Genomic DNA, 15926 nt, shown 5'->3' with positions numbered 1-15926 from the left:
GGAGCAAGCTTCCTCGCCACGAATGTGGATGTCGACAGCTAGCGAGCGGCCACAAAGCTGACATGCTCGCCCACATGCAGCTTCAGGTGCAGCTCATCGGCGATGCCGACCGCCACGCGGTTGAGCCGCTCCAGGGATTCGGCCAGGCCGGGTTCCAGGCTGGTACTGACCTGGCTGAAATGCTCGATGCCCAGGCCTGGCGCAGCGTAAGGGGCGTTGACCAAGGTCCATTGCAAGGTGCTGTTCTTCAGGGCGTCGAGCACTTCTTCGGCGGCATGGCGTTGCAAATCGTCGTCGGCCTGGTCTTCGTCGAGCACGGCGAAGTCGCCGATCAGGAACAACCGGGGCACGTTCACCGCTTGCATGCCGGCGATCAGTGCATCCACCGCCAGGACTTGCTCCACCGGGCCGGGAATCAAGGTGCGCTCCACTTGTTCGCTGTTCATCGGCAACCCCGGCGCGTTCAACAGGCACACCACGGCGCTGGCGCCGGCAACGCTTTGCTTGACCCGCTCCGGGTCGAAAAGATCGCCGGTCTTGGTCCGCAGGCCCGGGCGTGGAGCCAGGGCGGTAAGATCGTCGAGAATCGCAATGACCTCATGCTGGCGCCGCAGCATTTCAGCCATCAACGCACTGCCGAGGCTGCTCATGGCACCATAGAGCACCACTTTGATGACCGGGGTTTCGGCGTTTTTCATGGCTGTTTTCCTCTTTAACGCGCATGTAAAGGCTCTGACCCGCGGCAAACGGCGAGGGTTCGGCCTCTTTTCCAAGGAGTACAGATGCAGCGGATCAAGGGCTACCACGCCCATGTGTATTTCGACGCCAGCACCCTCGACCAGGCGCGGGCCCTGTGCGAGGAAGCGGCGCAGCTGTTCCCGCTGAAGATGGGCCGCGTCCACCAACGTCCGGTCGGCCCGCACCCGGACTGGAGCTGTCAGTTGGCGTTCGATCCGCAGTACATCGGCGTGGTCCTGCCGTGGCTGGCGCTGAATCGCAAGGGCCTGGTGATTTTCCTGCACCCGGAAACCGGCGACGACCTGACGGACCACACCGAGCATGCGATCTGGATGGGCGCGGTGCGGCCGTTGAATCTTTCGGTATTTGCCGCAAAACCTTGACTCGATCGTTCCCACGCTCCCGCGTGGGAATGCCGCCAGGGACGCTCCGCGTTCCGCTTCTGAAAGGTGACGCAGAGCGTCACGGGATGCATTCCCACGCAGAGCGTGGGAACGATCAACGCGGCTCGTCACCCATTTACCCTGCGAAAGCTTGCTGAAAGCTAGCGCGATTAGGATCACCTCACTTCCGGCAAAAGACCGGTCGGCCAAACGCGGAGTTTTCAAGACTCGTTCGGCCCTTTTAACAACAACAATGGTGATTCTGATGTCCGCTGCTACCCGTCCCGCTGCACCCACTCCATCCGTAACCCTCGTGCTTTGCATTTCGCGCTGACCTGTCCGGTTCGCCTTTCATAGCCGCGCCACGCCTGGAGTATTTCCCATGCTGACTTTCCTTGGCTTCGCCATGGTCATCACGTTCATGTTCCTGATCATGACCAAGCGCCTGTCCGCGCTTATCGCCCTGATCATCATCCCGATCCTGTTCGCCCTGTTCGGTGGTTTCGCGCCGAAAATCGGCCCGATGATGCTCGAAGGCATCACCAAGCTCGCCCCGACCGGGGTGATGCTGATGTTCGCGATTCTGTATTTTGCCCTGATGATCGACTCCGGCCTGTTCGACCCGGCCGTGCGCAAGATCCTCAAGCTGGTCAAGGGCGACCCGTTGAAAGTTTCGGTCGGTACCGCCGTTCTGGCGCTCGTCGTTTCCCTCGATGGTGACGGCGCGACCACTTACATGATCTGCGTGGCCGCGATGCTGCCGCTCTACAGCCGCATCGGCATGAGCCCACGCATCATGGCCGGCCTGATCATCCTCGCCGGTGGCGTGATGAACATGACCCCGTGGGGCGGCCCGACGGCCCGGGCAGCCAGTGCGCTGCATGTGGACCCGTCCGACATCTTCGTGCCGATGATTCCCGCCATGTTGGCCGGCGTCGTGGCGATCCTGGCGATCGCCTACATGTACGGCAAACGCGAGCGCGCACGCCTGGGTGAGTTGCACCTGGCGGGCGACGAGATCGACCACAGCGAAATCAGCGTGTCCCAGTTCCCCGACGCCCGTCGTCCGAAGTTGATCTGGTTCAACGGCGCACTGACCCTGGCCCTGATGTGCACCCTGATCACCGGCCTGTTGCCGCTGCCGGTGCTGTTCATGGTGGCCTTCAGTATCGCGATGATCGTCAACTACCCGTGCCTGCAACAGCAGAAAGACCGCGTCGCGGCCCACGCCGGCAGTGTGTTGGCGGTGGTCGGGCTGATTTTCGCGGCGGGGATCTTCACCGGTATCCTGTCCGGCACCGGCATGGTCGACGCCATGTCCAAGAGCCTGCTGGCAGTCATTCCGGAGTTCCTCGGTCCTTACCTGGCAGTCATCACTGCGCTGGTGAGCATGCCTTTCACCTTCTTCATGTCTAACGATGCATTTTATTACGGGGTGTTACCGGTTCTCGCCGAAGCCGCCAGCCATTACGGCATCACCGCCGTTGAAATGGCCCGTGCCTCCATCGTCGGCCAGCCCGTCCACCTGTTAAGCCCGCTGGTTCCGTCGACCTACCTGCTGGTAGCCTTGGCCGGGATCGAGTTCGGCGATCACCAGCGCTTCACCTTGAAGTGGGCAGTACTGGTTTGCCTGTGCATAATGTTTGCCGCCTTGCTGATGGGGATTTTTCCGCTGTTCAGCACTCTATAAAAGCAACGCTCGCTGTGCCGTGCCTATCCGACAAGAAGGCGCGGCTCGGCCTAACACTCGCTCAAAGGAACTCACATGGAATGGCTGACCAACCCGGAAATCTGGGTTGCCTTCTTTACCTTGACCGCCCTGGAAATCGTCCTGGGTATCGACAACATCATCATGATCTCGATCCTGGTCAGCCGCATGCCCAAGCACATGCAGGCGCGCACCCGGATCTTCGGCCTGGCGCTGGCCATGATCACGCGGATCCTGTTGCTGCTGTCCATCACCTGGGTCATGCGCCTGACGGCGGATTTGTTCGAAGTGTTCGGCCAGGGCATCTCCGGTCGTGACCTGATCCTGTTCTTCGGTGGCCTGTTCCTGCTGTGGAAAAGCTCCCAGGAGATGTACCACGCGCTGGAAGGCGAAGATGAAACCAACGACGAACCTTCGGGCAAGGGCGGCAACTTCATCTACACCATCATCCAGATCGCGATCATCGACATCGTGTTCTCCCTGGACTCGGTCATTACCGCGGTCGGCATGGTCTCCCATGTACCGGTGATGGTTGCCGCCATCGTCGTTGCCGTACTGGTGATGATGCTGGCTTCGGGCACCATCAGCACGTTCATCGACAAGCACCCGTCGTTGAAGATGCTGGCGCTGTCGTTCCTGCTGGTGGTGGGTACCGTGCTGATCGCCGAGTCGTTCGACGTGCACGTGCCAAAAGGCTACGTCTACTTCGCCATGGCGTTCTCCCTGGCGGTGGAAGCGGTCAACATCAAGATGCGCACCGCGATCGCACGCAAGCGCAAGCAGCAGGATCCGGTGAAACTGCGCAAGGATGTTCCCGGTCAGTAATGACATGGGGCAGTGAATAAAGGGGCTCTTTGGAGCCCCTTTTTCATGCTGGTATGAAAGTGGCCTAGTGCATGACCTGTGGAGCGGGCTTGCTCGCGAAGAGGCCAGAACAGTCAATCCTGTGTCGCCTGACAGAATGCATTCGCGAGCAAGCCCGCTCCCACAGGTCCGCGTTTGCCTGATCAATAGGAGGCTTCAAGATCGTCGGGGTGTTTTTTATGACAGTTTTGTTTCAATCGATTCTTTAGCTGTGCAATGCTGGCGCTCGAACCATTAGCCAACTACAGCTTAAGTACATACCTAAAAATGATGTGGCGCTGTCACTTTGTCCCTTTGGGACGCTAACAGGGGGCCTCTCATGCTGACCCTGCTGAATTTGCTCTCCGCCGTGGCCCTGCTGATCTGGGGCACGCATATCGTGCGTACCGGCATCTTGCGGGTCTATGGCTCGAACTTGCGCCATGTCATCGGCCAGAACATGTCCCGGCGCTGGCTGGCGTTTATCGCAGGGATCATGGTCACGGCCATGGTCCAGAGCAGTAACGCCACGGCCATGCTCGTCACCTCGTTCGTTGGCCAGGGCCTGATGGCGCTGACGCCGGCCCTGGCGACCATGCTGGGCGCCGATGTCGGCACCGCGCTGATGGCCCGGGTGCTGACCCTCGACCTGTCGTGGCTGTCGCCGCTGCTGATTTTCCTCGGGGTGATTTTTTTCCTTTCCCGCAAACAGACCCGCGTCGGGCAAATGGGCCGGGTCGGCATCGGTCTGGGGCTGATCATCCTGGCCCTGCAATTGATCGTCGAAGCCGCCGCACCCATCACCCATGCCCAAGGCGTGAAAGTGATCTTCGCCTCGCTGACCGGCGACATCCTGCTCGATGCGCTGGTCGGCGCGCTGTTCGCGATGATTTCCTATTCCAGCCTGGCCGCCGTACTGCTGACCGCGACACTGGCCGGTGCTGCGGTGATCAGCCTGCCGGTGGCTATCGGCCTGGTGATCGGCGCCAACATCGGCAGCGGCGTATTGGCGTTCCTCAGCACCAGCATGCAGAACACCGCCGGACGCCAGGTGGCGCTGGGCAGCCTGCTGTACAAACTGATCGGGCTGTTGTTGATCATTCCGGTGCTCGACCCGCTGGTGGGCTGGCTCGACAGCCTGGATTTCAGCCCCCAGGAAACGGTGATCGGTTTTCATCTGCTCTACAATGCCGTGCGGTGCCTGGTGCTGCTGCCCAGCGTCGGCCCGATGGCCAGGCTCTGTGCCTGGCTGCTGCCGGAACGGCCCGAGACCAACGGCACGGCCAAGCCCCGCCACCTGGACCCCACGGCCCTCGCCACCCCGAGCCTGGCGCTGGCGAATGCGGCCCGTGAAACCCTGCGCATTGGCGACCTGATCGAGAACATGCTCGAAGCCATGCTGGACGTGCTGCGCGGCCAGCAGACCGCGGTGACCCAGGACGTGCGGCGCATGAGCGATGACGTCGAGGCACTGTGCAGTGCAATCAAGTTGTACATGGCGCAAATGCCCCGTGAAGACCTCAGCGAACAGGACAGCCGCCGCTGGGCCGAGATCATCGAACTGGCGATCAACCTCAAGCTGGCCAGCGACCTGATCGAGCGCATGTTGCGCAAGGTCCAGCAGCAGAAGACCTCCCAGCGCCGCTCCTTTTCCGATGTGGGCCTGGAAGAGTTGGCGGGGCTGCACAGCCACTTGATCGCCAACCTGCGGCTGGGGTTGTCGGTCTTCCTGAGCGCCGACCGGGAAAGCGCCCGCCAGTTGCTGCGTGAGAAACGTCGTTTTCGGGCCCAGGAACGGCGCATGGCCCATGCCCATGTCAGCCGCCTGCAACGCAAAGTCGTCCAAAGCCTGGAGACCAGTTCCCTGCACCTGGAGCTGATTGCCGACATGCGGCGCCTCAATTCGCTGTTTTGCGGCAGCGCCTATGTGGTGCTGGAGACGGCCGAGATCGGTGCGCTGGCGGCGGATGAAATTAGCGACATTACCCATTCGCCTTGAACAACTGGCGCATTGGTCAGTCAGTAACAATGTCAGCCAGTAACAATGGCTCGGGCCTGAAACCGTTCACCGGCCCGCCTGCTCCTGTTGTCATGAATACCCCATAGATTCGATAGGGGGAGCGAGCCAACTCCGGGCGCGATCCGCCGATGACGGCCTGCCCCGGCACCATGGACCCTCACTCAGCCGCCAGGAAGCCCTTATGCGTTGTCTGTTGCTCGCCTTTCTTTTGCTCGGCTCGCTACCCGTGGTTGCCCTGGACCGGTTCCAGGTCGAAGGCTATACGCTGCCCAACGGCATGCAGCTGATGCTCAAGCCCGGCACCGAGCGCGGGCATGTGGCGATCCGGCTGGTGGTCGGCGTGGGCCTGGACGATTTCAGTTGCGCCGACAAGGAACTGCCGCACCTGCTCGAACACCTGCTGTTCAGCGGCGTCGATGACAGTGGTGAAGGCGGCCTGGAAGAGCGCATGCAGGCCTTGGGTGGCGAGTGGAATGCCTTCACCAGCAACGCCGACACCACGTTCGTCATCGAGGCGCCGGCGCGCAATCAACGCAAGGTGCTGGACCTGCTGCTGACGCTGTTGACCCGCACCCGTATCGACGAAAAAGCCCTGGAGGCGGCCAAGCGGGTGGTGGAGCGCGAGGACGGTGGTCACTACACCCACCTGCAACGCTGGCTCGATCACCAGGACCTGGGCCACAAGGCCAGCAACCAACTGGCGGTTGAGTTGGGCCTGCGCTGCGCGGAACGGGCCGAGGTCCAGCGCCATACCCTCGCCCGCCTCGAACAAGTGCGCAAGGCCTGGTACGCGCCGAACAACATGACGCTGATCGTGGTCGGGGATCTCGACCGACTGCTGCCCGCCTACCTGGAACGTGCCTTTGGCGAACTCGAGCCGGTGGAGCCCAGTGCCCACGAGGCGCTGCCGCAGATCCGCTACAAGGCGGTCACCAAGCGTAACCTGATCCGTGGCCTGGCCGGCGACAGTGCCAAGCTCCACTGGCTGTTCCCGGAACCGGTGCTGGACGAGCAGCATGACGAAACCTTCGACCTGCTCAAGGACTACCTGGATTGGGCACTTTATCGCCAACTGCGCCTGGCCCGCGGCCTGTCCTACGGGCCATGGACCGAGCGCGAAGTGTTCGGCGGCGTCGGCTTCTTCAGCCTGAATGCCGACCTGTCCCGCGAAGACTTGCCCGAAGCCGAACAGGCGCTGGAAGAACTGCGCAAGACCTTGCTCAAGGATGGCCTGGACCCCGCCAGTTTCGTGCGCATCAAACGCGCGGCCATCGCCCATCAGTCCTGGGCAGTCCAAGGTAACAGCGCACTGGCCGATTACTACTGGGGCGCCTTGGGCGACTACGAAGACGGTCGCTTCGCCAACCCGGCCGTGCGCCTGCAGGAGGTGAGCCTGGAACAGGCCAACGTGGCCCTGCGCGAACTGCTCAAGGACCCGGGTTACCTGCGCATCGAGAAGCCGTTGCTCAGTGACGATGAGCTCGTCTGGGGGCTGGGCGGCTTGCTGGGGTTGCTGCTGCTCGGCTTGGTGATGTGGCAGGTACGCCGACAACGTAGGAGCTGACGAGTGCAACGAGGCTGCGATCTTTCCCCTGGCATTTGAGGCGCAAGCGAAAGATCAGAAGATCGCAGCCTTCGGCAGCTCCTACAGGGTAGTGCGGCGTTTCGCTAAATTCCCTCACCACAAGAGTGCTCGTCACATCGATGTCCTGGCGATACTCTGTCAGGGATATTTCCTACGACTTACTGTGAAACTACCGAATGCAAAACCTGACGGTCTATATCCAGCGCCTCCTTGAATTGATGAAGCGCTATCCAGGGGTCATTGCGCTCGGTGGTTTCATCTCCGGGGTCGGCAGTTTCATGCTGGTGGACCGCCAGCAGGGCCTGGCCACCTGGATCGCCATCATGATGCTGGTGAGCTGGCTCTGGCTGATGGTCGAGAACAGCATGACCCGGCTGTTCACGCGGATTTTCAAACGGGAGATCCCCCAGCCGCTGTTGCGCTACGCCACGCAGATGATTCACCAGGAAAGCCTGTTTTTCGTCCTGCCGTTTTTCTTCATCACCACCACCTGGAACAGCAGCCAACTGATTTTCACCGGCCTGCTGACGGTCGCGGCGCTGATCTCGATCACCGATCCGCTGTATTACAAATGGCTGGCGCCACGGCGCTGGGCGTTCCTGGCGTTGCACACGCTGACCCTGTTCGCCGCCCTGCTCACCGCGTTGCCGGTCATCCTGCACCTGACCACCGACCAGAGCTTCAAGCTGGCCCTGGGCATTGCCATGCTGCTGTCGTTTCCCAGCCTAGCCTCGATCTTCCCGATCCGCACCGTACGCAACGCCGTGGCGATCCTGTGTATCACCGTGGGGATTGGCGCCGCCGGCTGGGTGCTGCGCTCCTGGGTACCGCCAGCGACATTGTGGATGACCGAGGTGGCGATCAGCACCCAACTGGAAGACCGCACCCCCGGGGCCAGCCTCAAGGAAGTCAGCGCCGCCCAGATCCGCGGCAACGGTCTGTACGCCTACACCGCGATCAACGCGCCACGTGGGCTCGACGAGCGGATCTATCACGTCTGGCAGTTCAACGGTAAGGAAGTGGATCGTATCGCCCTGGACATTCATGGCGGGCGCAAGGAAGGCTATCGCGCCTGGACGCACAAACAGAATTTCCCGGACGACCCGACCGGCAAATGGCAGGTGCGGGTGCTGACGGAAAATGGCCAGATGATCGGAGTGCTGCGTTTCAACGTGAACGCCGCTGTACCCGAAGCAAAATGATGGCGATTGTGCTATCAGGTAGCGCTGTTCAAGCCGAACGAGCATGGAGCTTATGACCCCCAGCCCCCACATGGGCAGCGCCCGACTCGACACGTCCGGCTCGCCGTCGCAGCTGTGGATCAGCGGCGACTGGACGCTGGCCCATTACCCACAGCTCAAGCGCCTGGGCGAATCGCTGCGCGGCCAGTACGACGAAAACACCCGGATCGACCTCAACGGCCTCGGGGCCCTCGACACCGCCGGGGCCTCGTTATTGGTGGAACTGCTGGGCTCCGAACGGCTGGGCAAGACCACCGAACACCCGGACTGCAGTTTGCCGACAGCCGAGCGCGCGTTGTTGCAGACGGTGTATTGCTCACTGACGGATTTCTGCGTACCGGACAAAGAACCGAAAGTCAGCGTCGTGACCCAGTTGCTGACGCGCATCGGCCGCGCCGTGGAGAAGGTCTGGCAGGACACCCTGCAATTGCTCGGTTTTGTCGGCCTGATCCTGGAAACCCTGGCCCGCGGGCTGTTTCACCCGCGGCGCTGGCGCATTACGCCAATGGTCGTACACATCGAGCAGACCGGCCTGGACGCGGCGCCCATCGTGGCCTTGCTGACGTTCCTGGTGGGCGCGGTAGTGGCCTTTCTCGGGGCGACGGTGCTGGCGGATTTCGGCGCCAGTATCTTTACCGTGGACCTGGTGGCGTTCTCGTTCCTGCGGGAATTCGGCGTGTTGCTGACGGCGATCCTCATGGCGGGCCGCACCGCCAGCGCGTTCACCGCGCAGATCGGCTCGATGAAGGCCAACGAAGAAATCGACGCGATCCGCACCCTTGGCCTCGACCCCGTCGAGCTGCTGGTGGTGCCACGGGTGCTGGCCCTGCTGGTGGCGCTGCCCATGCTGACGTTCGTGGCGATGCTCTCGGGCATTATTGGCGGCGGTGTCGTGTGTGCGCTGTCGCTGGGCATTTCCCCGGCGATGTTCCTGTCACTGCTGCAATCGGACATCGGCGTGCAGCATTTCGTGGTGGGGATGGTCAAGGCGCCGATCTTCGCCTTTCTGATCGCCGCCGTGGGTTGCCTGGAAGGCTTCAAGGTCAGCGGCAGCGCCGAATCGGTCGGGGCCCACACCACCTCCAGCGTGGTGCAGTCGATTTTCGTGGTGATTGTGCTGGATGCCGTGGCCGCGCTGTTTTTCATGGAGATGGGCTGGTGAGTCGACCTTCCAGAGCGCCCACTGAGGCGGTCATTCAGGTACGTGGCTTGTGCAACCGCTTTGGCCGCCAGAGCGTGCACGAAAACCTCGACCTGGACGTGTACAAAGGCGAGATCCTCGCCGTGGTCGGCGGTTCCGGCAGCGGCAAGTCGGTGCTGCTGCGCAGCATCGTCGGCTTGAACCAGCCCAGCGAGGGCTCGGTGCGGGTGTTCGGCCAGGACTTGCCAAGCCTGCCTCAGGAACAACGTTCACGGATTGAGCGGCGCTTTGGCGTGCTGTTCCAGAAAGGCGCGCTGTTTTCGTCCCTGACCGTGACAGAAAACGTCGCCCTGCCCCTGATCGAGCACGCTGGCCTCAGTCGGGCCGATGCCGAACACCTGGCGGCGGTGAAGCTGGCACTGGCCGGGCTGCCGCTCTCGGCGGCGGACAAATACCCCGCCTCGCTGTCCGGCGGCATGATCAAGCGGGCCGCCCTCGCCCGTGCGCTGGCCCTGGACCCGGACATCCTGTTTCTCGACGAACCCACCGCCGGCCTCGACCCCATCGGCGCCGCGGCGTTCGACCAGTTGATCCTGACGCTACGCGACGCCCTGGGCCTGAGTGTGTTTCTGGTCACCCATGACCTGGATACCCTCTACACCATCACCGACCGGGTGGCGGTGCTGGCGCAGAAAAAAGTGCTGGTGGCCGATGTCATCGACAAGGTGTCGGAAACCGACGACGCCTGGATTCATGAATACTTTCATGGCCCTCGCGGCCGCGCGGCTTTATCCGCCGCTACACCGTCCAACGAGGTTTGACATGGAAACCCGAGCCCATCATGTGCTGATCGGCCTGTTCACCGTCATTGTGGTGGTCAGCGCCCTGCTGTTCGGCCTCTGGCTGGCCAAGTCCAGCGTGGACAGCGAGTTCAAGGATTACGAAGTGGTGTTCAACGAGGCCGTCAGCGGCTTGTCCAGGGGCAGCTCGGTGGAATACAGCGGCATCAAGGTCGGCGACGTGGTGAACCTGCGCCTGGACCCGAACGATCCGCGCCGGGTGCTGGCGCGGGTGCGCTTGAGCGGTGAGACACCCATCAAGCAAGACACCCAGGCCAAGCTGGCGCTGACCGGCATCACCGGCACCTCGATCATCCAGCTCAGCGGCGGCACGCCCCAGAGCCCACCATTGACCGGGCACGACGGCGAACCGCCGGTGATCATCGCCGCGCCCTCGCCGATCGCCCGCCTGTTGAACAACAGCGATGACGTGATGACCAGCATCAACCTGCTGCTGCACAACGCCAACGAGGTGTTTTCCTCGGACAACGTCCAGCGCCTGAGCAATACCCTCGATCACCTGGAGCAAACCACCGGGGTCATCGCCGATCAACGTGGCGATATTCGCCAGGCCATGCAGCAATTGGCGGCCGTCGGCAAACAGGCCAGCGCCACGCTGGAACAGACCACGGCGTTGATGCGCAATGCCAATGGGCTGCTCAACGACCAGGGCAAACAGGCCTTCGGCAGTGCCGGCCAGGCCATGGACTCTCTGGCCCGCAGCACGGCGACCCTCGACAAACTGCTGAACGACAACCGCGACTCGCTGAACAACGGCATGCAGGGCCTCAACGCCCTGGCGCCAGCCGTGCGCGAGCTGCGCGAAACCCTGAGTGCCCTGCGCGGTATATCCCGACGCCTGGATGCCAACCCCAGCGGCTATTTGCTGGGCAATGACAAGGACAAGGAATTCACGCCATGAAACCGTTCCATCGATTCGTCTGTCCGGGCCTGGTGCTGGCGGGGTTTATCCTGTTGGCCGGTTGTTCGATCCTGCCCAAGGCCGAGCCTTCGGATATCTATCGCCTGCCCGCCGCCCAGGCACCGGCCTCCGCCGGCACGCCGGTGAGCTGGTCGTTGCGCCTGGCCAGCCCGCAGGCCAGCGAAGTGCTCAACAGCCCGAAAATCGCGGTCATTCCCCAAGGTAATCTGTTCAGCAGCTACGCCGCCTCGCGCTGGAGCGACCCCGCCCCGGTATTGGTGCGCAACCGCCTGCTCGACGGCTTTGCCCAGGACGGACGGGTCAAACTGCTGAGTGTCGCCGACAGCAACCTGCAAGCAGACCTGGAGCTGGGCGGACAATTGCAGGCCTTCCAGACCGAGTACCAGGGCAGCGCCGCCAGCGTGGTGGTCCGCCTGGACGCGTTGCTGGTGCGAGGGTTCGACCAGCGCATCCTGGCCAGCCGCCGTTTCGAAGTGCGCCAGCCATTGAACGATGTGAAGGTGCCGGCGGTGGTGGACGGCTTCGGCCGGGCCAGTGACCGGTTGACCGCCGAGGTGGTGAACTGGACGTTGGAGCAGGGCCAGCGTTTTGCAACGCCGGCCCCCTGAAGGCCTCAGCCAAAGAACCAGTAGCAGACCCCGATCGCCGACAGGACCCCCGCCAGTTCGGCCAACAGCGCGCAACCCACGGCGTGGCGCGCCCGCTGGATGCCGACGGCGCCGAAGTACACCGCCAGCACGTAGAACGTGGTCTCGGTGCTGCCCTGGATAGTCGCCGCCACCAGGGCCGGGAAGCTGTCCACGCCGGACGTCTTCATGGTCTCGATCAGCATCGCCCGGGCGGCGCTGCCGGAGAACGGCTTGACCATGGCGGTCGGCAAGGCATCGACGAACCGCGTATCCCAGCCGGCCCATTGCACCAGGTGGCGGATGCCGTCGAGGCCGAAATCCAGCGCCCCCGACGCCCGCAGCACGCCGACGGCGCAGAGCATCGCCACCAGGTACGGCAGCAGGTTCTTGGCAACGTCGAACCCTTCTTTCGCGCCTTCGACGAAGGCCTCGTAAACCTTGACCTTGCGCAGCGCGCCCACCACCAGGAACAGGATGATCAGGCCAAACAGGGTCAGGTTGCCCAGGATCGATGACAACCCCGCCAGGGCCGTGGCCGAGAGCGTCGCCAACAACGCCATGAAGCCGCCCAGCGCCAGCGCCCCCGGGATCAGATAGGCCAGCACCACCGGGTCCCAGAGGCGCAGGCGCTGCATGAAGGCCACGGACAACAACCCCATCAGGGTCGAGCCGCTGGTGGCGATCAGGATTGGCAGGAACACCAGGGTCGGGTCCGGCGCGCCTTGCTGGGCGCGGTACATGAAGATGGTCACCGGCAGCAGCGTCAGCGACGAGGCGTTGAGCACCAGGAACAGAATCTGCGCATTGCTGGCGATGGTCGGGCTGGGGTTGAGGTCTTGCAGGGCACGCATGGCCTTGAGGCCGATGGGGGTGGCCGCGTTGTCCAGCCCCAGGCCGTTGGCGGCGAAGTTGAGGGTGATCAGGCCGATCGCCGGATGGCCGGCGGGCACTTCCGGCATCAAGCGCAAGAACAGCGGGCCGAGGGCCTTGGCCAGCCAGTCGACGATGCCGGCCTTTTCGGCGATACGCAGGAAGCCCAGCCAGAGGGTCAGGGTGCCGAACAGCAGGACCATGACCTCCACCGACAGCTTGGCCATGGCGAAAATGCTTTCCACCATGGCCGCGAAGATTCCGGCATTGCCACCGATCAGCCACTGCGCCAGCGCCGACACGGCTGCCACGATAAAGAAGCCAAGCCACAGGCCATTGAGCATCGGTTAAATCCCCCGGAAGATGCCGCGAATGATAGCGGGGCTGGCAGAAACGACAAACCCCGGATTTCTCCGGGGTTTGGTAGTCACTGTGCAGGCCTCCTGTGGGAGCGAGCAAGCTCGCTCCCACAGAGGAGGTACGCATCAGCGGCTGGAGGTTTCTCCTACCGGCAACGGCTCCTTGCTGCGCCAGTGCGGCAGGGAGTTCCAGTAGCGCTGGCCCTTGGCATCGTCGTACATGCCTTCCCAGCGGGCGATGACCAGCACGGCCAGGGCGTTGCCGATGACGTTCAGCGCGGTACGGGCCATGTCCATGATCCGGTCGACACCGGCGATAAAGGCCAGGCCTTCCAGGGGAATGCCCACGCTGCCCAGGGTGGCCAGCAGCACCACGAACGACACACCCGGTACGCCGGCGATGCCTTTGGAGGTGACCATCAGGGTCAGCACCAGCAGCAATTGTTGGCTGATGGACAGGTCGATGCCGTACAACTGGGCGATGAAAATCGCCGCGATGCTCTGGTACAGGGTCGAGCCGTCAAGGTTGAACGAATAACCGGTGGGCACCACGAAACTGCAGATGGCCTTCGGCGCGCCGTAGGCTTCCATCTTCTCGATCACCCGCGGCAGCACGGTTTCGGAGCTGGCGGTGGAGTAGGCCAGCACCAGCTCATCCTTGAAGATGCGCATCAGCTTGAGCACCGAGAAGCCGAACAGGCGGGCGATCAGGCCCAGCACCACGAAGGCGAAGAAGGCGATGGCGACGTAAACCAGGATCACCAGTTTCGCCAACGGCAGCAGGGATGCGAAGCCGAAGTTGGCGACCGTCACCGCGATCAGGGCGAACACACCGATTGGCGCGTATTGCATGATCATGTGGGTGACCTTGAACATGCTTTCCGACACGCCCTGGAACATCTTCACCAGCGGTTCGCGCAGGTCCGATTGCAGACTGGACAGACCCAGGCCGAACAATACGGAGAAGAAGATGATCGGCAGCATCTCGCCACGGGCGACCGCTGCGAAAATGTTCGACGGAATCAGGTTGAGAATGGTCTCGATGAACGCATGCTCATGCTGGACTTCAGCGGCGGTGGCCTGGTACTTGGAAATATCCACCGTGCCCAGGGTGCTCATGTCGATGCCGCTGCCCGGCTGGAAGAAATTGGCCAGCAGCAGGCCGACGACGATGGCGATGGTGGTGACGATTTCGAAGTAAAGGATGGTCTTGAGGCCGATACGCCCGAGCTTCTTGGCATCACCGACCCCGGCAATGCCGACGATCAGCGAGGAAATCACGATCGGGATCACGATCATCTTGATCAGACGGATAAAGATGTCGCCCGCCGGTTGCAGCACATTGCTGATCCACCAGGCTTTTTCGGCACTGAAATGGTTGAGCAGCGCGCCCAATGCAATGCCGAGCACCAGACCGATGAGGATCTGCCAGGCGAGGCTTAGTCGTGCCTTCTTCATATCGTTACCCTTACTTCAGTTGGACTCGGGCAGTGGCGCGAGCAGGCTCGTCGATGACGAAAAACGTTCGCGCCCCTGCCCCCGTATAAGGTCACCCCGAGCGCATTAGCGGCTTACTGGCAGGCGAAAAAAGGCGCAACTATTGCGATGCCAGGGGGGCTCGTCTAATGCCGTAAACGCCTACCCCATGCCGAATCGGCATGAGATTTTCCAAACGAAAGCCGCGTTGCAAGCGGTTCGAATGCGACATTTTTGCAGGCATAAGTGCCGTGAGCCGGCCATTTCAGCGTAGCTGGGCTTTTTCTTCCAAGCGTGAGGAATAGTTGAAACGGCAACGGATCGAGACGGGACCTTCGAGAGAAATCGTCTCGCTATTCTCCGATATACGGTCAGGGAAAGGGCAATAAATTGGCCGGAGGAGACAAAATGCCGCATCGCGGCCTGCTTGCGACGCCAGAATCGAGTAACCGCTCTGGCCCACGCAAGGTGCGACACGAAGCTCTACGCAAGTTCGCCAAGCCGTGAAGGCTTTGCGAACTTGCGTCACAGCTTTTACCTGACCCGGCCCTTTCGCAGGCACCCCTTGTGCCCGTAGGTCACTCCGACGCTCATCCGCCAGAGCATCCCGGCCCCCTGGTCATGCACCGGCCCTCCTCGGGCTGTGCAGCAGAGAAAAGCAGGGCTGCTTTTCTCGTTTTCAGAATCAGTACCAGTTTGGATCTTTCTTGAGTTGTTCCATTAACAGCTTTTGCATACCTTCATCGGGATCACCGAGGAAACGGTAGTCGGCATGGCGGGTCGGCGACTTGTCGGCCGGCAGTCCGGCAGGGACTTCCACCAACATGGCGTAGGCCTCGTCCTTGTCGAAACTGAAGGCGACGATCAGGCGCTTGCTGCGACACGTGGCCTGGGTTTCACACAGCGGTCCCACCAGGTACTTGTCGCCGTCCTCCTCGACAGCATTCATCTGTTCCGAATCGCCTGACAGGTTCATCACCCATTCGGGCAGGCGTTCTTCTTTTTTGACGACATGCTGCCAAGTCTCGCGGTAGTGCGGGTCCGCCTCCAGCAACTGGTTGGCGCGCATCTGTCCGTCATTGGCAGCCATTGCCACGGCACTGCCGCCCAACAACAGGGCGGCGGCCAGTCCTTTGAATGAAACGCTCATG

Annotated in this window: 14 protein-coding genes; 10 read left to right on the top strand and 4 right to left on the bottom strand. The window is 62.2% G+C overall.

The annotated features are described in order from the left end of the window. Nucleotides 1-38: 38 nt before the first annotated feature. Nucleotides 39-698 (bottom strand): NAD(P)-dependent oxidoreductase, encoded by a 660-nt coding sequence (locus tag BM317_RS24080; RefSeq protein WP_092167788.1) that lies wholly within the window; start codon nucleotides 696-698, stop codon nucleotides 39-41. An 84-nt stretch (nucleotides 699-782) separates the two neighbouring features. Here BM317_RS24080 and BM317_RS24075 point away from each other — a divergent pair, with 84 nt between their 5' ends. The 10 genes from BM317_RS24075 (at nucleotide 783) to BM317_RS24030 (ending at nucleotide 12049) form a co-directional block, all read left to right on the top strand. Further along, nucleotides 783-1121: a DOPA 4,5-dioxygenase family protein gene (locus tag BM317_RS24075; RefSeq protein WP_092167792.1), complete on the top strand. Its 339-nt coding sequence runs from the start codon at nucleotides 783-785 to the stop codon at nucleotides 1119-1121. Nucleotides 1122-1503: 382 nt separating this feature from the next. Further along, the gene (locus BM317_RS24070; protein ID WP_092476527.1) at nucleotides 1504-2811 is read left to right on the top strand and encodes a CitMHS family transporter; all 1308 of its coding nucleotides are present in this window, start codon (nucleotides 1504-1506) and stop codon (nucleotides 2809-2811) included. 75 nt (nucleotides 2812-2886) lie between these two features. Continuing rightward, entirely contained in the window at nucleotides 2887-3654 is a 768-nt protein-coding gene (locus BM317_RS24065) for a TerC family protein (RefSeq protein WP_060739863.1), read from the top strand. Between the two features lie 358 nt (nucleotides 3655-4012). Next, the gene (locus BM317_RS24060) at nucleotides 4013-5671 is read left to right on the top strand and encodes a Na/Pi cotransporter family protein (protein ID WP_092167802.1); all 1659 of its coding nucleotides are present in this window, start codon (nucleotides 4013-4015) and stop codon (nucleotides 5669-5671) included. A gap of 202 nt (nucleotides 5672-5873) precedes the next feature. Then, on the top strand, nucleotides 5874-7256 hold the full coding sequence (locus tag BM317_RS24055; RefSeq protein WP_092167807.1) for a M16 family metallopeptidase: 1383 nt from the start codon (nucleotides 5874-5876) through the stop codon (nucleotides 7254-7256). Between the two features lie 197 nt (nucleotides 7257-7453). Beyond that, a complete protein-coding gene (locus tag BM317_RS24050; RefSeq protein WP_092476524.1) occupies nucleotides 7454-8479 on the top strand; it encodes a DUF5924 family protein in 1026 nt (341 codons plus the stop codon). Nucleotides 8480-8531: 52 nt separating this feature from the next. Next, a complete protein-coding gene (locus BM317_RS24045; RefSeq protein ID WP_092476523.1) occupies nucleotides 8532-9680 on the top strand; it encodes an ABC transporter permease in 1149 nt (382 codons plus the stop codon). Further along, on the top strand, nucleotides 9677-10480 hold the full coding sequence (locus BM317_RS24040; protein ID WP_092167820.1) for an ABC transporter ATP-binding protein: 804 nt from the start codon (nucleotides 9677-9679) through the stop codon (nucleotides 10478-10480). The genes BM317_RS24045 and BM317_RS24040 overlap by 4 nt, the downstream gene beginning before the upstream one ends. A 1-nt stretch (nucleotide 10481) precedes the next feature. After that, on the top strand, nucleotides 10482-11420 hold the full coding sequence (locus BM317_RS24035; RefSeq protein ID WP_092167824.1) for an MlaD family protein: 939 nt from the start codon (nucleotides 10482-10484) through the stop codon (nucleotides 11418-11420). Then, on the top strand, nucleotides 11417-12049 hold the full coding sequence (locus BM317_RS24030) for an ABC-type transport auxiliary lipoprotein family protein (protein WP_092476521.1): 633 nt from the start codon (nucleotides 11417-11419) through the stop codon (nucleotides 12047-12049). The genes BM317_RS24035 and BM317_RS24030 overlap by 4 nt, the downstream gene beginning before the upstream one ends. Before the next feature lie 5 nt (nucleotides 12050-12054). Here the strand turns inward: BM317_RS24030 and BM317_RS24025 are convergent, their stop codons facing one another. From BM317_RS24025 to BM317_RS24015, 3 genes are all read right to left on the bottom strand, one after another. Then, nucleotides 12055-13284 carry a nucleoside recognition domain-containing protein gene (locus BM317_RS24025; RefSeq protein ID WP_092167832.1) on the bottom strand — a complete coding sequence of 410 codons (1230 nt, stop codon included), beginning with the start codon at nucleotides 13282-13284 and terminating at the stop codon, nucleotides 12055-12057. Nucleotides 13285-13425: 141 nt separating this feature from the next. Continuing rightward, nucleotides 13426-14757 (bottom strand): glutamate/aspartate:proton symporter GltP, encoded by a 1332-nt coding sequence (gene gltP, locus BM317_RS24020; RefSeq protein ID WP_092167836.1) that lies wholly within the window; start codon nucleotides 14755-14757, stop codon nucleotides 13426-13428. A 703-nt stretch (nucleotides 14758-15460) separates the two neighbouring features. Beyond that, on the bottom strand, nucleotides 15461-15925 hold the full coding sequence (locus BM317_RS24015) for an inhibitor of vertebrate lysozyme family protein (protein WP_092476519.1): 465 nt from the start codon (nucleotides 15923-15925) through the stop codon (nucleotides 15461-15463). Nucleotide 15926: the final 1 nt, after the last annotated feature.

Source organism: Pseudomonas sp. NFACC24-1 (assembly GCF_900115235.1).
Lineage (GTDB): Bacteria > Pseudomonadota > Gammaproteobacteria > Pseudomonadales > Pseudomonadaceae > Aquipseudomonas > Aquipseudomonas fluorescens_AA.
The sequence above is the reverse complement of the archived record's forward strand: the minus strand, read 5'-3'. Positions and strand labels throughout refer to the sequence as shown.